Consider the following 19215-nt stretch of genomic DNA (forward strand, 5'->3'; position numbering starts at 1 on the left):
TCGCATTTGTTACCTCATGGATTCATTCGTAGTGATTTTGAAGAACGAACTCAAAAGATCAAGATTTTGAGAATATGCTATCTAACATTTTATACATATCTGCTTTTTCAGAGTTTTTGGAGCTGTAGATAATTTTCCCTGCCGGGTCTAACAATATTTTGGTTGGAAAGGAATTTACGTTAAAAGGTATTAAAAGGTTATGATCCCTGGTGGTCTGAATGTGCCTCCAGTTATACTCTCTTTCTTTTATTACTTCTTTCCACCTGTCGGAAGTGTCACCTGAATTAATTCCCAGCACCATAAAGTTCTTATCTGAATATTTATTGTAATATTCTTTTATTTTGGGCATTTCTCCCATACATGGACCGCACCAGGTCCCCCAATAATCGATCAGGACATAATTTCCTTTTAAATCAGACAATCTGAATTCAGAACCATCGTCTGTATTTTTTGTGATAAATTCCGGAGCTTGCATCCCGATTCCGGTCTTTTCGACTGCTTCGAGCCTACTTTTAACCTCTTCGTAGAAAGGTGTTCCTGTTAATATGGCAGCATCAAAACGATCGAATAATTCTTTAGCCTGTTCGTAGGTAAAGGAATTACGATAATAAGCATCACTAAAAATATATGAAGCAGCAATCGATTTCGGGTGTGTTTTAATAAATGAGACCTTCATTTCCTTGACTTTGTCATCAAGCTCACTTCGCTCTTTGTTCATTTTTTGAACTTCCCCGGCACTTAAGTTTTTATTGGTGCTTAAAGTAACAATTATCGAATCTGTTTTATTTATTAAGGGAAATATCTGCTTATTTATTTTGCCTAAATCATCATTTATACCATGCTGGTCCGATGGATATGCATTTACCATAAAATCATCGACTTTTCCGGAATATGTTATTTCAGCTCCCGGATAACCGATAAACCACATTCTACACATCTTTGCCTTAACAGAAGCTCTGTACACCTTACCTCCTAGCGTTACCTTATAGCTCCTTAGCGCTTCAGGTATGGTTATGTAGTAAAGTTTGTAATCACTTACTGTGTCTTTAAAAGTAAATTTTTCATCTTTTACCCATAAGGTATCTCTCCGAAAGCCATCTGGCCGGCTATCGTCTTTTTCAGTGTAAACAAGATATTCTGCTTCTAAATTTTCCAGATGTGCATTTAGGGTAAATGTCTCCTGTGCATTAAAAGTAATTATCTTAGATTTTTTTTCAATAGTAATATTATTTTGGCCAAAACTGGTATAACCAGTTACACCAACCAGTATATATAGTATAAAATTAGATTTCAGCATTTGATTCTTTTTTTAAATACAACCTTAACCTGAATAAAGTCTGGATTAGAATTAGACATTCTCTTAAATGAGAAAACTTTAGGATAAACAGGGTAATAAGCTATGAATTACCCTGTTTTTTTTATTTAGTTATTAACTATAGTTACGCCTACAGGCCATGACAGCCCGTCTGTCCTGGTAAGCTCAACGGTACCGTATTCTCCGTAAAGGTCTGTAAAATTGTTGGTCCATTTTATTGTCAAAACTTCAGGGGTTATACTCACAACCTCCCAGTTGCTTTCATAGTATGTCTCTACTGCCACTCTTGTGAGAATATTGGATTCAGCATCATAGGTTAATGTCCCTCCTCTAGGTCCGCTATAGGCTCCTCCAAAAGCCATATCATCAACATCATAATAACCTTCTTCTTCTCCCGGCGTGAAAATTACGGTTCTTTTTGCTCCTACAACAACGCCTGTGTATGAATAGGTTATCGTTCCTGGGCCAACTTCGACCCATGTAGCTTCAAACTCCCCCAGCCATGTATCTACGATCTTAAATTCTGCTAGAAAACCGAAAGTGCAATTGAAACCGGAGCAATTCTCTCTGGAATCAAATACAGTTCCATCTTTTCCTGTAATTACCCATTTAAATTCAAATAGATCTCCGGGCTTTATTTCTGTTCTGGATGATAAAAAGTCTCCTTGATAAAGATCATACAACATGTCTTTGGTAACTGTAATCTGAAACATCTCCCCCGGATTATTGATAGTAGTTATTAATTTACCGGAATCGCCTCCCAGGTAATTATAAGAATCATTTACTTCTTCCTCAATGAATGCATAAATATCTATTTTTGAGATATCCGAGGCCATTGCGCCGTTCGATTGGAAAGCTACATCAAATGTTAATTCACTGACTCCCCAAAACTCTTCCCCAGTACTTTTATTCACATTGTAAATAAAGCTGGATTCGTCCCCTTGTGCTGTAAATTCGAGATTTGCAGTAGTTACCCAAGAAATGTTGGATGCATCAGGCACTATTATTTCTTCTACATCATCACAAGCCTGAAAAGAAAAAATGGAAACACATAATATTATTAAGATATATTTATTCATGTTCTTTTAATTTTGGATTATTAAAGCATGTCATCAAATGACTTCCTAATTTAAATTTGGATTTTGATCCCTGACCGACTGTGCTATTTTCACTACATAACCATCATCTCCCGGTGCCAACGTAAAGGTCTCTCCTGTTATCGGATTTGTTCGCGTATAAGTAGGTACAACTTCGCCATACACATGATATCTTTTTTGGTCATAAAGATTCAGAGCTGACCCTGCCAATTCTTTACGTCTTTCATCCTTCACCAGTTGTAAGGTCGTTGTATTATCTGTATGGGTCAGCGGGGTAAAATTCACAAGTCTATTTTCCAAAAGAGTGTTTAAAACATCAATAGCTCCTGCTCCATCACCCGTACGGACTTTAGCTTCTGCATTGGTTAACATCAACCTTGGAACGCTTAAACCATTACATCGTTCAGAACTTGCATACATGTATATATAATTCGGGGATACATCCACACCGGAGCTTGAGGTCTGTGTTGCAAATAAATACCATCTTCTGTCGTTATCCTTATCATAAAGGGCTTCCAGGTCAGGAGCATATAATTGAAAAGGATTGTTAAATCCCCAAGCGATATACCTGTTCCACAGTATTTCTTTATTGAGTGTCCCATAATACCAGTTATCTCCATTGTTATAACCTGACCATGGATTTGACGGATTGGCAAAATCTACTGTATTATAATCTTCCAGATAATCATACAGTGACAGGGCTGTATTTGAATAACCTAAGGCCTGGTCAAAATCACCCATATACAGGTAAACTTCCGAAAGTAATGCATAAATAGATGCTTTACCAGGTCGGAAATTAGCATAGGAATTAACTGCCTGATAATTATTTCCCAATAAGCGAAGTGCTTCATTAAGGTCGGTTAAAACCTGTTGATAGACTTCCCCAACACTCGAACGGCTTAACTGCGCCTGTAAATCGACTGTTAATGGCATGGCCACACCCGGTAGATCCAGACTTGATGAATCGTAATGATGGGCATATTCATTAACCGTCAAAAAATATTCAAAAGCTCGTTGCGCCATAGCTTCAGCTTTAAGGATGTTTCTTTTAGAAGCATCAAAATTTCCTGGTTTGGCATCATCAACTTCTTCCAGAATGTAGTTCATGACATGAATGTATTGATAAAGGCCATTATAATCATTATCTGATACTGCTGGGTCAAACAGGTCGTGTTGCCAGGTATATGCATTTACACTCGGTGTGCTATTGGAGATTGTATTAAAGCTTGCCTGGTTATGGTACACATCCGGATCCATAAAGCGTGTATTGTTTCCAACACCTGAACCAGTTCCCCTGATTATGGCATAATCCTGTAACATCTTATCGTAATCTTCCAGAGTTGAAGGAATGATATAACCCGTAGGTTCTACATCTAAGAAATCATCAGGGCTTTGACATGCCGATAATGTCAAAAATGTCAGTAATATGTATATATGTCTTTTTTTCATCGTATTACTCTTTAATTTCATAATCTTACTTATTAAAATGAAGCTCTCAAGCCAAAAGTATAACGCGTTAAATAGGTATAAGCTTCGCTTGTTGGGGCTATAGGATCTACCCCTATGTCGTTGGCTACCCACAGGAACGGATTGGTTACCTGCATACTGAAACGCAAGTTTTTGAAAAAGGTAGGTTTCAATAATTTTGACGGCATCGTATATCCCAAAATAATATCCTGTACTCTTATATAATCTCCTTTATGCACATTACGTGATGATTGATTCCAGATACGATGCATGGTAGCTGTATCGTTCCTATTCTCAGATAATCCAGTAATAGGATTTACTCCGTTATAGAATATCTTAGGTACATCGGTAGTCGCTTCATCCCCTGGCTGCATCCATCGATTGCCCCATTCTTCATGTACCCTGATATTGCTAAAATCATATTCAAAATTATTATAGGTACCATTTCCGGTCGAAGCATAATTGTAGGACATTTTAAATATATAGTCCGCCTGATAGTTCATATTTACGGTAAGGTCTATACCTTTGTAGTTCAGTGTTGTAGATAAACCACCATAGTGCTTTGGCACCCTTGATCCTGCATATTTCAATTCTTCAATAGCTACATTTCCCCGCCATGACCTTGTATTCCCATCTGCATCATACAGCAATACCTCTCCGTTGTTGTCCAATCCTGCAAAATTATACGCATAAGTAGCTCCGATTGGCTTGCCTTCTTCATACGCATTGGTTCCTGTATAAGTATCTGCCGTCGGTGTGGTGTTGATCTTGGCTGTGGTTAGAGTATTCTTATTGTAATTCAAATTAGCCCTTACCGACCAGTTAAAATCTTCAGATCGAATCAGATCGGCATTTAATAGCAACTCTACCCCTTTATTATCTATATCTGCATAATTAACAGATGCTCTCGTCCAACCCACGGTAGGGTCAAGAGGTCTTGAAGTATAAACATCCGTACTTTTTTTAGTGTAATAATCTAAGCTACCTGACAGCCTGTTATTGAAAAAAGCAAAATCAAGTCCAAAATTGGTTGTAGCTGTTTCTTCCCATTTGAGATCAGGGTTTGCAGGCTGGTTTAATACCAGACTATTGTATTGATTTCCTACATTTATATTACGTACACGTGCTGTTGCCTCTGGATACACCCCTATCAGACTGTTTCCTCCCAACCCATAGGTAGCCCTGAACTTCAAACGATCTATCCAATCTGTATTTGCCAGAAAGGGTTCATTAGTAGCATCCCATGCGGCACCAACAGACCATAGTGGCTTGTACCTAAAATCCGGATTACTCCCAAAAATATTGGCCTGGTCAATCCTAAAACTACCATTCAGGGTATATTTTTGTTTGTATGTATATCCTAAATTGGAGAAGACACTTACAAATCGATTATCCTGATTATTAACATCAAAAACTAACGCATCATAATATCTGGTAAAACGTCCGCCAGTCCAGTTAGTCAATCTGTAGTTTACCAAATCAGCCTCGTTAATCGGCAAATACGTGGTAGATCCTTTATCATAGCCAAATTGCCTGTTTCGCGAAAATTCTGTAAATCTTCTGGAATATTCACCACCGGCAAATATATCTAATTGATGGTCATTCCAGGTTTTATCCCAGTTAATGGTATTTTTAAAAACCCACCCTTTCGAGTACGTACGTTCCTGTAAATACTCCGAGCCCGGAGGTATCCCATACTGATAGTTTCCGGTATCCGGATTCATTATATAATAATCATTAACTGTATTACGCCATGACGGTAAATTCATGGACTTAAAAGCATCTAAATCATTGGTGTTACGCTCATACCTGAATGAACTACTAACTGTCAGGTCTTTAAACAATTCTATATCCAGTTTAAAATCAGCTCTTATATCAACAAGTGTACTGCTATTATCTACATTTCGTTGCTCTTCAAGTGCATTGTATGTGTATGGTGCGTTAACCAGGCTCTCTCTTTCTTTAGACATCCAAGGATTCCAATGGTAGTATTTTTGTATATATTGCCCATCTTCATCAACCAACTGATCATATGGCTGTGCCAATGTAACCATTTCAATAGGATTCCCAAATCCGAATTGTGAGGTTAAATAATTATCCTTTTCCTTTCTTAAAGCGGCTGTCATTCCAGCGGTAAATGATATTTTATCATTAAAATCGAAAGTATTGCGTAGATTCATAGTAATACGATCATTATCATCTCCCTTCACTTGTCCTGATCTATCAACATAAGATAGTGAACCAAAGAATGAATTGTTATCTCCTCCTCCGGAAAGCGACAAGTTATATGTGGTTTGTATTGCATTTCTTAAGAGATATTTTTCCCAATCTTCATTAATGTTCCTTTGTTTAAGTTCATTAATGTATCGGTCAAATGTATTTTGAGACCAAACTTCTCCATCCGGTGACAGTCCATTTCTATACAGATATGCCAAATGAAGGTCGTTAATACTTCGTGTACCTATGGCCAATCCGTTTATATCGGTCCATTTTTTATCAATGAATTCCTGATCCAGTGCAATTTCCCCGGCAGTAGTCATCAAATTAAGATTGTTCAAATCTACCTTTTCTTCCATCTCTACAAACGCTGAAAAATCGACCCTTAAAGGGGTGTTCTTACCTCCTCTTTTCGTCACAATGACTACAACACCATTGGCAGCTCTGGATCCCCAAATTGATGATGCAGCTGCATCTTTTAGTATCGTAACGGTCTCTACATCTTCCGGATTAATAGACTCCAGATTTAGCTGATCTGCTAAAGGGAATCCATCTACAACGACAAGCGGATTCGCATTAATACTTAAAATAGAGCTTCTCCCCCTGATCTCAAAAGCACCGCCAAATGCAGGGTTCGTATTTAAACCTGTTGTTTGCCCCATGATACGGTCCATTATATTCGTACTTCCGGGACGTTGTTGTATCTGAGTTTCTCCAATTTGAGTAAAAGACCCGGCTGTTCTTTCCTTGGAGAGGTTTTGATAGCCTGTTACAATTACCTCACTTAAACTCGTAGCTTCAGTTTCCATGACCAGATTAATAACCTCCGATTTAATCACTTGTTTTTCAACGGTTTTCAATCCTACATAAGAATATATCAATCTAGCACTATTGCCTCTGACTCTGATGGTGTATTTCCCGTCAAAATCAGTTTCCGTACCATTACCAGTATCTTTTTGTACAATAGAAACCCCCGGCATAGGAACTCCTTCTGAATCGACTATTGTTCCGGAAATCACAAAAATTCTTTGTTGCAATACCGGTGCCGGCTTCTCTTGTAAGTAAATATTGTTCTGTTTTCTTAAATATGTAGTATTTGTTCCGGAAAACAGCATTTCCAAAACATTTTCCAAGGACTCTTGTTTTACATCAATACTTATCACTCTAGAGAGGTCAACAACAGAAGTCTGAAAGAAAAACTTATAATCACTTGCAGATTCAATCTCATCTAAAACACGACCGACATTTTGGTTCTTAACAGAAATTGTAAGCTTGTTCTGTGAAAAAGTTGTATTAGCCTGCAATATAAAAATGGCGGCCATTGTAAAGAGTAAAGAGAGCTTCATTTTTAAATCAAATTTTACAATAAAAGAGCTACCCCTCTTGTTATCAAGAAGATTTTTCATACATTTAAATTGTTTTTGTGGTTAATTATTTTTTGACCATTCTTCATCTCGGGAGATGCGGCAACATTTCCCGATTTTTTTCAGTAGTTTAAGATGTATTTTTTTTCATTTTCAGTAAAAGAGTTTAGTTAGTTGATTATAATTGTATTATCTTTTGAAATTTTGTAGTCTACGCTATATATCTCATTAAAATAATCCAGCACTTCTTGTATTGTTTCCTCCTGTAAATTTATATGTGCATTGAAATTTTCTGTTGCCAACACTTCATTATTATTCACTATAGTCACATTATAAAAACGCTCTAATTTCCTCAATATATTTTCGAAAGATTCATTTCTGAATATCACTTCACCATGAGTCCATGAGGTATACAAACTTGTATTTACAGCCTTCACATTAAGGTTCTTGATAATTTTATCATAAATCCCCATCAATCCCGGATCTAACACCAAATGTTTATGTTCCTCCTGTGCCCCATCTTCTGCATACATTGCAACAGCCCCTTCAACTAATGTTACATTTATCTCGTCATCCTCTTCATACGATGACACATTGAAGGTAGTTCCTAAAACCCTGACATCTACCAAACCGGTATTAACGATAAAAGGGCTTAGAGTATCTCTTACAACGTCAAAATAGGCTTCCCCCTCCAAATACACCCGACGGTTCTCTCCATCGGTAAAATGAACAGGATACCTTAATGAAGTTCCGGCATTCAGAAACACCCTGGTTCCATCTGATAAAGTGATATTAAATCGTCTGCCAAATGGCACAAGAATTTCGTTATAACTATGATCATTGTTTGCCAATGAATCGCTATAAATCAATTCCCCCTTTTGGTGATTTCCAATAACGATTCCCTGATCATTATAGACAATTCCTTCAGAAATCTCATCGAGGTTTTTAATACTCCCATCTCCGGTTTTAAGAATAATTGCTTCTTCCGGGACAATAATAATATTGTCTGCCTTAAAGTTATTATAAACCCCATAGCCTATACTTAAAACTACTGTAACTACCGCAGCATATTTAAGTACCCCGAATATTCTCCGTTTAGTACCTTCCTTCTTATCTGATCTGATTTTTATTAGTAAATCGCTCTTTATCTTCTTTAAATCCTGATTTACAGAAACCACATCAAGAAGATAGTCGGTGCCTACATATTCCTCGAATATTTTTTTGTTTTTGGAACCCTCAGCGATCCATTCATGTAATAGCTCTTTGTCTTCCAAAGAAGCATTACCATTTAAAAATTTAACAATTATATTTTCAACTTTAGTTTTATCCATCTAAATTTTCACCATTTACAATTATTACGTTCCAAAAAATTAATACCCTATGTTTTTTTTATTATTTTTTTCATATTTACCTAACATTATTTTAATTTACCACTAAATTCTCAATTTATGGAGGTTGGTTCTACCAATTCTAAAAATTTAATTATATACCTGCGTAGAGGAGATGAATTAGCATATAATTTGCTGGTCGACATCTTTTACAGCAAATTAAAAATCTATGCAAAAAAACTGACCTCAGACGATCAAATCGCCAGTGATATTGTTCAGAATGTTTTTATCAGAACCTGGGAATATAGAGAACGATTAAATTCCGAACTCAATCTTAAAAATTATTTATATAAATCCGTTTATAACGAATTCATCAATCAATATAGAAAAGACAAGCCCTTTCTTCCTCTTGAAAAAGAATATATCACTTCATTAAATGATTTTGCGGAGAACAAAACAGAGGAAGATCTCAACACCCTTATAGAATTATTAAATAAAGAAATAGACAAACTGCCTCCTAAATGCCGCCAGGTATTTAAACTAAGTAAAGAGGAAGGGCTTACCAATGAAGAAATTGCCAGCTATCTTAATGTTTCCACCAAAAATGTAGAATCATTAATAACAAGAGCATACAAAACCCTCAGATCCGGTTTAAAGGGAAAAAGAAAAATATTCCTGATATTTATATCGAGCTTTATTAAAAAGACATTTTTAAAAAGAACGAATGTCTTGTAACTTGACTCGATAATCGGGATTTATCCGTATAGCTACGCTTGTCCTTGTGAAATATTCCTAAAAGAATTTCATTGGACTTGCTTCGAAATGTTTTGTCCATGTGCGTGCTGGCCTGCAAGGTCGTTTCCTTCTTTGTACGATAATGCTTTTTCATTTTTTTCAGGAATACCTTTTCTCAAAAGTGAACTTTATGCCATTATTGTCGAAAAACCTCCTCTATAGTACCCAAAACGATAGAACAGCTGGAAAGCTTGTTGAATAACTATAGTACGTTTGCCAGTGAAGGAGCTAACGAACTAACCTTTGGGACAGATGATTATGGTCTGATTACCGACTTATACGATGCCAAATCCAGTATTTATCCGGTTAATATGGTCGAATTTGCAACATGGGATAAAGACTATTTACCGGATTACGACCGCCCATACTGGCCTGCTGAATGGAGAAAAATATTTACGGCTAATTTAATACTGGCCAACCTTTCCAAAGTTGAGGGTAGTCAGGAACTAAAATAAAAAATTGAAGCCGAATGCTACTTTATCAGGGCCTATAGTTATTATCAGCTTGCCAATGTTTACTGTTTGCCTTTTACCGAGGCAAATAAAGACGAACTGGGGTTGCCTCTAAAAGAGCTGACCAGTTTTGAGGAATCTGTAGAAAGGGCAACACTGGGGCAAACACAAGCCTTCATTGAAGCCGATTTAATGGAAGCACTCGAGTTGAATTCTTCATTGAAATTGGTTAATGGTAAATACCGTACCTGGCGTGCCAGTACTGCAGCAGTTAATGCTTTTGCTGCCAGGTATTACCTTTCCTTACGCGATTATGAAAAAGCTCAAACCTATGCAGAAAAGGCACTAAGCGAGCATGATCTGCTAAGAGATTATAATACAGGGATGCGGTATTCCGATATTATCTCTCAGGTAACGATATTTAATCCCGATGCAACAACCGTTACTTTGGAGTATCCTTATACACACGATAATCAAACTGATCCCACCGATATGTTGGAGTGGGAAGAATCCTATTTTTTGAGGTATTTAAATAATCCGTTCTGGTATTATATCCCATCACAGGATCTATTGGATTTATACGATCATACTTACGACCTAAGATACAAATATCATATGGTAGAACATTATTCTTATGACAGAGGCGCCACAAACCCACCATACGATCATCCCGGCTACATCTTTTTCTTTAAGGATAAGATATTGAACGGGCCATCTGTTCCGGAGATGCTGCTCATCAAAGCAGAGTGTCAGATACGACAAGGCTCCTGGCAACAGGGAATCCAAACGGCAAATCAATTGAGGGCAGTCAGAATGGATGTTAATGCTCCGGCAAATGTGATCAACCTAAGCGCTGCTACGCAGGCAGAAGCCTTGACCAAAGTATTGGAAGAACGCCGCAGGGAAATGCCATTTACCATGCGTTGGTACGATGTCAGGCGCTATAATAACAACAGCGAAGCCTCTGACGATGTTGTAATGACCAGAACGTTCTATCCGTATAATGCCAATGCTGTTTTGGGTAATGAAACACCTGTTACTTACGAATTGGAAAAAAATTCGAGAAGGTTTGCAAATCCGATACCTAATACAGATATATTATCCTCGAACGGGGTAATAAAACAAAACGAATATTAAAATATTTGAGTTAGTTGATAGTTATATTGTAATGTCCCGGCTTACAAAACGCCGGGACTCCTTCGGGAATACCATAGAGGTTACTTCAAAGAGCACCCCATACTATCTATTATCTCTTTTGATAATTATTAAATAACGTGAGTTCGATTAAGATCTCCATTATTATATAAGAATTGCCAATAACATAAATGGTTGTTTCCCTGAACGTCGTCCTGAATGTACGGGCAGGCAGTCGAAAGGTTTTTAAAAGGTAGCATTTCGTTTAGGTTTCGACAACGCTCAACCTGACATTTGACATCATTTTACTCGATAATCGGGGTTTATCCCGTATAGCTTATCCTTGTAAAATACTGCTAATGGAATTTCACGGGACTTGCATCGAAATGTTTTGCCCATGTGCATGCTGCGCCACGAAGTATCTTACTGATGAACAACCACATACAATATTAACTGTATTAAAACTCACATTAAAGAATATATATATATGAAATGAGCATAAACAAAATTAATTATTTGCATACCAACCGACATAATTAATTTTTTTGTGCGAAGGCACAGCGGTTATATCTATGCAAATAATTTTTAATAAGATAAAAATTTAAATAGATGAAACGAATATTAACAAATTTTAAATGTATGAAAAGAACTGTCCATTTATCGCTTTTCCTTTTGATAACGACCATTTTTTTATCCTGTGATGGCGCGCCTGAGAAGCAAAAGCAAACGAATGAATTTAAGATATCAGGAGAGATCAAAAAGTTTTCAGGAACCCTTTTCTTCAGGCATCCTGATAAAGAATATTCAAAAGAGACCAAGCCTGATTCCATAACAGTTAAAGACGGTCTGTTCGAATATAGCGATACCATTTCAAAATTAAGTTTAATAAGGGCTTATACCGATTTTAATGATACTGACAACAAGCTTTTTAAAAAAGCCAAAGGCGGAGGCTATTACCCTGTAAAGTCAATGTACCTGATGTTTTTCGCCTTTCCGGGTGCAGATGTTAAGATACAGGGAAAAATATCCGACTTTATGGATGCCTATCCGTCGGGAGATGAATATAATAATAGCCTGGGAGCTATAAACAAAATAGCTTATCCCAACTTTAATAAAAGTGTCAATTTAATGGTCCAAAGTTCTTTTGAAGAAGATTCCCTAAAAATAAAGGAGTTGCAAAAAGAAGCAGAGGAGATCAGTGAGTTGGGCAACCAACAAAGAATAGCTTTCATAAAACATAATCCTAATACCTTAGGGGCTGTTTGGTACCTGGACGATATGGTAATGAGAAGCCAGGTAAGCGATTCTGCTGCTTTTGCCCTTTTCAAGGAAATCCCTGAGAATATACACAATAATGATATTTATCAGGGATTAAAAACACTCATGGAAGCTATAGCTGCCACAAGTGAAGGTGCTACTGTGCCCGAGATCAATACCACGGCCACACTCGATGGTTCTGCTTTTAATTTAGAATCGTACAGAGGAAAATATGTTTTGATAGATTTTTGGGGTATCTGGTGCGGGCCTTGTGTGGCAGAAATGCCCAGAGTAAAAGAGTTTCAGGAAAAACATAAAGACAAATTAATTGTTTTGGGTATCAACTCCGGAGATACCAAGGAGAAAATTCGAAAATTTGTAGATGAAAAGGGTTATGACTGGAAACAATTAATGAGCGATAAGGCCAACACTTCCGATAATTTTGTGAACCGATTTAATGTAAAAGGCTTCCCTACAAAGTTTATAATAGACCCTAAAGGTAAAATCGTAAAACGATATGTAGGTTCGGGCGAAGAAGCTTTTGACTTGCTGGAAGAGATGCTCGGTCAATGAACTAGCTCGATGCAGGCTTCGGAGAATTAAATTCTAAAAGATTAAATGTTAATTACGAACAATAACATCAAATGTAAATACGTGATAATTAATAAAACAATACAAGATGAAAAGTTTACAATTAGACAGGCTATGGCCTGAAAAAGCATCAATGAAAACAGTATTGTTGCTAATGGGGTTGTGTTTGGGCCTGGAGACAAGCGCACAAAGTAAAACCCCCGATATTATGGAATCCGTGAAACAATATCCGGATAGTTTGAGTTTGCATAAACTATACATCAAAGGAGCCGGTTTGTCTCCGGAAGAACTGACCGCACAATATGAAGGTTTAATGAAAATATTTCCTGAAAATGCGACAATTCCTTATGCATTGGGAGAATCGTTATGGAATAAGGAATTACCGGAAGCCAGGCCCTTCTTGCTAAAAGCAGTAGAACTCGACCCCAAACTCGCAAAAGCATATTTCTATTTATGGATTGATGCCGAACGTTGGGGCGACTTCAAAAAAGGACAGGAATACCTTTTAAAAGCAAGGGAAATAGATCAGGACAATCCCGATTATGCTTTTTACTATGCAAGCAGCTTTAGTAAGTCAGATTCCGGGAAATATACAAAACTAAGCCTCGAAGTGGTAAATAAATTTCCGGATAGTGAACGCGGAGCCCAATCATTGTATTGGCTGGCTACCCGTTCCAAATCCGATAAGGATAAGCTACGGTATTTTAGCCTGTTGAAGGACAAATTTCCACCGGCTAAATTTTCATGGTCGGCATCAGGAATGTCTGGTTACTACGATTTGTTGTTGAAATCGGATCCGGATAAATCTTTGGAACTTGCCAAAGCCATGTTAGACGGTTCGGAAGAAGAAAGGGATCAAAAATACTGGAAAGGCCAGATTGAGGTGGCACAAAACATAATAAGCGTCAATACATTGCTGGATAATAATAAGCCTGGTGAAGCTTATGCTGTTCTGGAAAAAACAAAAATGAGCCGTTGGTCTAATGCTAAAAACATGGTGTTATTACTGAAGGCTAAGGCTCTGAACGCTTCGGAAAAAACGGATAAAGCTTATGAAGTACTTATGACAGCCTATGCCAAATCGCCTGAAACAGAGATTGGCGAAGCCTTACACAGGTATGGAACAAAGCTTCACAAAAACAAAAAAACAGTAGAAAACGATATCTGGGCCGTTAGAGATGCCGCAACTGAACCTGCTACTGACTTTTCACTCAAGCAATATTTTAAACCGGGCAAGGCTTCTCTCGCAGACTTTAGAGGAAAGGTTATTCTGCTTACCTACTGGTTCCCGGGTTGTGGCCCGTGCCGTGGGGAATTCCCTCATTTTCAAAATGTGGTCGATAAATTTAAAGGTAAGGATCTGGTGTATCTGGGGATAAATATCGTTCCGGAACAAAATGACTATGTTATCCCTTTTATGAAATCGAGTGGTTACAGCTTTATCCCGTTGGAAGATTATAAAGAACGTGAGAAAGGAAACCTGGATAATCGAAATGCAGCGCCCATGAATTTCCTGATCGATAAAAAAGGGAATGTTGTTTTTTCCGATTTTAGAACAGATGGCGATAACGAAGAAGTTCTGGAAGAAATGATAGCTTCATTACTGAACAGGGATGAATAATTTTTTTTAAACAAATGAGAAGTATGGTAAAAAAAAGAAACTGGAATTGATCCGCTATAATATTCAATTCACATCAAATTTCATGATGCCCTAAAAACCAGAAAACCTTGCAAACTACATGATTTGCAAGGTTTTTTCGCTATTTGTTTAGTACTGTAGTGATCGCGATAGGATTCGAACCTATGACCGTCTGCTTAGAAGGCAGATGCTCTATCCAGCTGAGCTACGCGACCAGCTTTGGTATTCTTTGCTACAAAAGCGGTGCAAATATATAACGCTTATATTAACTAAGCAATATAAAATTAAATATTTTTAGGTTCCACCCCAATATTTTCTTGGCCTCCGGAAGTAAACTACTGAATTTCAAATAAGTTTAAATTCAGTAAACGACCCCGGAGCAAGCTCACGAGAGGGTCGAGTGTAAAAAAAGATACAACGTCCCTTTTAGCGATGGAGCTAGCTCTCACATGGCAAAACATTTCGATGCAAGCCCTCTGAAATTCCATTAGGAGTATTTCACAGGGACGGGCGTCGGAGCTCCCCATAGTTATACAGGGTAAATCCCGATTATCGGGTAAAAGAAACAAATCTTTTCGTTCAGCATATATTCTAATTTTCCATAAATTGCCCTATCGTTCAAATTTTCCAATAATAAAACAATCCGAACTCCACGACCATGAAATCGATATTATATGCTTTTTCCTTTCTAATGACTTTGTTCCTTTATCCGGCATATGGGCAAAATCCTTCTAAAACAAAATCTGAAAAGATGAATGTGCTTTTCATCATTTCCGATGATCTGACCGCCACAGCCGTTTCTGCTTATGAAAATAAAACCTGCAAAACTCCTAATATAGACAGGTTGGCCTCTGAAGGAACGCTATATACCCATGCATATTCACAATATCCTGTTTGCGGTCCATCGAGAGCTTCCTTAATGTTTGGGTATTACCCCAATGCCACTACAACTTACGGGTATGTAAGTGGCCGGGAAAATGTGGGTAACGATAAGGTATCATTTGCCCAGCTGTTCAAAAACAATGGTTACTATACCGCAAGGGTAAGCAAAATATACCATATGGGAGTGCCAACGGATATCGAAACCGGAAGTGACGGTAAAGATGATGAAGCATCGTGGACCAAAAGGTTTAACAGTGCAGGCCCTGAGTGGAAAGCAGAAGGCGAGGCCGAATTGGTACAAAACAACCCTTTCGGCACCATTGAACGAAAAGGCGGAAATGTAATGACAATTGTAAAAGCCGACGGGGACGATCTTGCTCATTCTGATGGGAGAACAGCCCAAAAAGCCATTGAGCTTATCAAAGAACATAAAGACAATCCCTTCTTTCTGGCTGTTGGCCTGGTACGCCCACATGTTCCGTTTGTCGCTCCTAAAAAATATTTTGAACCATATCCGTACCGGCAAATGGTTATCCCGCCACAAGTTGAAAATGATTGGGATGATATTCCTGCCAGAGGTATTAACTATGTAACTTCTGTAAATGCTGAAATGAATACGGAACATGAACTAAAAGCCATAGCGGCTTATTATGCTTCTGTATCATATATGGATGCACAGGTAGGAAAAATATTAAATACGCTTAAAGCAGAAGGTCTCGAAGACAATACTATTGTTGTTTTTACCTCCGATCACGGATTTCATCTGGGAGAACATCGTTTCTGGATGAAAGTAAGCTTACATGAAGAATCTGTACGGGTGCCACTTATCATCAAAGTTCCGGGTAAAAAACCGGGAGTCTGTAATTCTTTTGCAGAATTAATAGACCTATACCCTACTGTAGCCGGCCTTGCCGGGTTAAAAACTCCCGGAGGTCTTCAGGGAAAAAACCTTAAACCTACCATAGACAACCCCGGTACAGAGGTGAGAAACTATGCTTTTTCTACAACCCATGGAGGCAACTCATTTTTGATCAGAACCCGTAAATGGGCCTATATTCAATACGATGAGGATGCAGGTAAAGGCATGGAGCTTTTCGATATGGAATACGATGAAAAACAATACAATAACCTTGCTTACAATCCGCTATATTCTGAAGTGATCGCAAAAATGAAGGACCTGTTAAGGCAAAAACTGAGGGAGGTAAGAATCAACGATCTGGATATAAATTATGCTGATAAATAACCCAGCCCAGAAGCAGTTCAATGAACTCCCTTTGGAAATATTGCGCCGGATCCGGCCTGCCTGAACAGGGAATCCTTTAAAATATATGGTCAAGGAGTAAGGTACTTATATATTTGGCTTTTTACCATTTATCAATTAGGTAAGTTTCTTTTTCATGCACTTCGTCCATAAAATTTTCACTAAAACCCGTGAGTCATAATTTCCACTAAAAAAATATTATCTTTAATAAGAGCCCCATTACATGTAGCGGCTTCTGTTTCAAAGAGCCGTTTAACAGCAGTATAACCGGATAATTTTCAAGATGAGATAACTTTTACACAGTACACTTTGTCAACACATCTCAAACATATAGGACTAGCCTTAAGCGGGGGTGGCGCCCGTGGATTTGCCCATGTTGGGGTACTAAAGGTAATGGAAGAAAACAACATACTCCCGGAAGTGATCTCCGGAACAAGTATGGGAGCCGTTATTGGCGCTTTAATTGCAAATGGCTACGCTTCGTCCGATATTATAAACATGGCTTTCGATAAAACCAATCTGCGTATTTTTAATGTAAGGGGGCTAAAGTTAGGATTGTCTAATCACACCTATGTTAAGCGCACTCTGGAAAAACTGTTACCAAGCAGCTTTGAAGATCTTCAGGTTCCTTTTTATGTTTCTACCACTAACCTTACGACGGCAAAGCACGAAGTGTTTTCTTCCGGTAACTTAATTGATGCCATCACCGCTTCCCTTTCCATTCCCCTAATCTTTAAGCCCGTAAAGATCAACAATCATTATTATGCGGACGGGGGCCTGGTAAAAAATCTTCCTGCTTCATCGATACGGGATAAGTGTAAATTATTAATAGGTTCGCACGTTAACCATATTCCGGATACTTGTAATCTGACTAAAACGAGTCAGCTTATCGACCGCGCTATCAGAATCTCCATACACAATACCGTTGCTACGGAAACAGCGCTATGTGATGTGCTCATCGACCCTCCTGAATGTGGCCATTACGATATGCTGGATTTTAAAATATTTGATCAGATCGTGGCAACCGGTTATGAAGCTGCCATACAAAAGATCAACAAATATCAATATATATAAAGGACTTCCTTTTACAGAACACATGCCTGTACCCCCCCAACATTCAACCGCAAGCGAACAAATGCGAGACAGGAATGGTTTAAATGCATAAAGGACTGTGGTAACAGCCCTTTATCCTTACTAATTCAAATATAAACATTGGTTAAGAAAAAAATCTCACTTCTGTTCTTACGGTTTAAGAGATCAATACCCGAATACCTCTTCCAGCTTTTTATCGAGTTCGTCTCCGTGTACATATTTGGCCAGTATTCTTCCTTCCTTATCCAGCAAGTAAGTAGATGGCAGGTATGGAGCGGCATATTCAGTTATGACCTTAGCGGTATATGGGGGGCCTGCGTCTCTGGGAGGAAATACATCGGCTACCTGTATCCATTGCAGGCCGTCTTCTTTAATAGCCTTTTTCCAGGAATCATGGTTACTGTCATTTGTAACCCCTACAATCTCGAAACCACTGTTTTTATATTTATCATAAACCTCCTTAAGGTGAGGATATGATTTGCGGCATGGTACGCACCAACTTGCCCAAAAATCGACCAGTACAATCTTTTCTCCTCTTAAAGACGAGAGCGTAAAGTCTTCTCCCTTGTCTGTCTTCAGGGTAAAATCGGGAGCCACTTCTCCTATGGCCGTTCGTTGCAGGGCATCAAGTTCGTCCTTTAAGGATCTGTAAAACACAGACCTTTTTACCTCATCGCTGAATCCCTCTACTATTTGCTTAAACTCCCCGTAAGTCTGGTCTACTTCGTTAGCCTGCATGTTCATATACCTGGCTGCGATTACCGAACCCGGATTATTTAACGCATAGTTTTTAATGTATGCCGTACGAACCTTTCTTGCAGCTTCCCTTGCTTCCGAGACCTCTTCGTAGTTCTTGTTGTATTCTTCAGTACCTTTTTCCATGGTCTTTCCTTTCTGAAAAAGCTCCTGGAGTTTTTTGCTTTCAGGCAGGCTTGCTATATGGCCGGACACCTTTTTTTCTTCGTCATTTATAACGGAACCCCGGATGCCGATCTCTGCTATAAAATTCCTTTCATCTGCTTGGGCCGGGTTAATATCTATTTCAAAGGTCTCATTTCCCAATAATAAACCGAACATATATGTACCGTTAATGGTAAATATTCTTTGCTCTGCCCCGTCTACTTTCCCTTTTAACACGAAATGTCCGTCTGTAACCTTTGCAGTATCCTGATGTGACGTTACGGTTCCTTCGTCCAGGCCTTCTACAGTTCCGTAAATATAATATCCGTCATGAGCCTTTTCTTTCCCTGTCTTTTTACAACCGACAATGACGGTTACAGCTAATGTCAATACCCATAAAAAGTTATACTTTGTTCTCATTGTC

The 19215-nt window shown here is 38.2% G+C and carries 13 protein-coding genes and 1 tRNA gene; 7 read left to right on the forward strand and 7 right to left on the reverse strand.

The window, feature by feature from the left end:
* Window positions 1-58: 58 nt before the first annotated feature.
* The 5 genes from MQE36_RS15945 to MQE36_RS15965 form a co-directional block, all read right to left on the reverse strand.
* Window positions 59-1297 carry a TlpA disulfide reductase family protein gene (locus tag MQE36_RS15945; protein WP_242936965.1) on the reverse strand — a complete coding sequence of 413 codons (1239 nt, stop codon included), beginning with the start codon at window positions 1295-1297 and terminating at the stop codon, window positions 59-61.
* 125 nt (window positions 1298-1422) lie between these two features.
* Window positions 1423-2394: a hypothetical protein gene (locus MQE36_RS15950; RefSeq protein WP_242936966.1), complete on the reverse strand. Its 972-nt coding sequence runs from the start codon at window positions 2392-2394 to the stop codon at window positions 1423-1425.
* A 45-nt stretch (window positions 2395-2439) separates the two neighbouring features.
* Window positions 2440-3882, reverse strand: coding sequence for a RagB/SusD family nutrient uptake outer membrane protein (locus tag MQE36_RS15955; RefSeq protein ID WP_242936967.1), 1443 nt, complete (start codon window positions 3880-3882; stop codon window positions 2440-2442).
* Window positions 3883-3893: 11 nt separating this feature from the next.
* Window positions 3894-7502, reverse strand: coding sequence for a SusC/RagA family TonB-linked outer membrane protein (locus tag MQE36_RS15960; RefSeq protein ID WP_242936968.1), 3609 nt, complete (start codon window positions 7500-7502; stop codon window positions 3894-3896).
* 128 nt (window positions 7503-7630) lie between these two features.
* Window positions 7631-8791, reverse strand: a complete 1161-nt coding sequence (locus MQE36_RS15965) for a FecR family protein (RefSeq protein WP_242936969.1) — start codon at window positions 8789-8791, stop codon at window positions 7631-7633.
* Between the two features lie 117 nt (window positions 8792-8908).
* On the opposite strand from MQE36_RS15965, the gene MQE36_RS15970 reads away from it, so the two are divergent.
* The 5 genes from MQE36_RS15970 (at window position 8909) to MQE36_RS15990 (ending at window position 14638) form a co-directional block, all read left to right on the forward strand.
* Window positions 8909-9523, forward strand: coding sequence for an RNA polymerase sigma factor (locus tag MQE36_RS15970; protein WP_242936970.1), 615 nt, complete (start codon window positions 8909-8911; stop codon window positions 9521-9523).
* 254 nt (window positions 9524-9777) lie between these two features.
* A complete protein-coding gene (locus MQE36_RS15975) occupies window positions 9778-10038 on the forward strand; it encodes a hypothetical protein (RefSeq protein WP_242936971.1) in 261 nt (86 codons plus the stop codon).
* A 3-nt stretch (window positions 10039-10041) separates the two neighbouring features.
* Window positions 10042-11172 carry a RagB/SusD family nutrient uptake outer membrane protein gene (locus MQE36_RS15980; protein ID WP_278286666.1) on the forward strand — a complete coding sequence of 377 codons (1131 nt, stop codon included), beginning with the start codon at window positions 10042-10044 and terminating at the stop codon, window positions 11170-11172.
* 606 nt (window positions 11173-11778) lie between these two features.
* A complete protein-coding gene (locus MQE36_RS15985) occupies window positions 11779-12999 on the forward strand; it encodes a TlpA family protein disulfide reductase (RefSeq protein ID WP_242936973.1) in 1221 nt (406 codons plus the stop codon).
* A 106-nt stretch (window positions 13000-13105) separates the two neighbouring features.
* On the forward strand, window positions 13106-14638 hold the full coding sequence (locus MQE36_RS15990; protein ID WP_242936974.1) for a TlpA disulfide reductase family protein: 1533 nt from the start codon (window positions 13106-13108) through the stop codon (window positions 14636-14638).
* Window positions 14639-14797: 159 nt separating this feature from the next.
* On the opposite strand, the gene MQE36_RS15995 is transcribed toward MQE36_RS15990, so the two are convergent.
* A tRNA-Arg gene (locus MQE36_RS15995) sits at window positions 14798-14871 on the reverse strand.
* A gap of 443 nt (window positions 14872-15314) precedes the next feature.
* Between MQE36_RS15995 and MQE36_RS16000 the strand changes: the two genes are divergently transcribed.
* Both MQE36_RS16000 and MQE36_RS16005 read left to right on the forward strand, forming a co-directional pair.
* Window positions 15315-16781, forward strand: a complete 1467-nt coding sequence (locus MQE36_RS16000; RefSeq protein ID WP_242936975.1) for a sulfatase — start codon at window positions 15315-15317, stop codon at window positions 16779-16781.
* A gap of 327 nt (window positions 16782-17108) precedes the next feature.
* Window positions 17109-17873, forward strand: a complete 765-nt coding sequence (locus tag MQE36_RS16005; protein WP_242936976.1) for a patatin-like phospholipase family protein — start codon at window positions 17109-17111, stop codon at window positions 17871-17873.
* 183 nt (window positions 17874-18056) lie between these two features.
* On the opposite strand, the gene MQE36_RS16010 is transcribed toward MQE36_RS16005, so the two are convergent.
* The gene (locus MQE36_RS16010) at window positions 18057-19211 is read right to left on the reverse strand and encodes a redoxin domain-containing protein (RefSeq protein WP_242936977.1); all 1155 of its coding nucleotides are present in this window, start codon (window positions 19209-19211) and stop codon (window positions 18057-18059) included.
* Between the last annotated feature and the right edge of the window lie 4 nt (window positions 19212-19215).

The organism is Zhouia spongiae, assembly GCF_022760175.1.
Classification (GTDB): Bacteria; Bacteroidota; Bacteroidia; order Flavobacteriales; family Flavobacteriaceae; genus Zhouia; species Zhouia spongiae.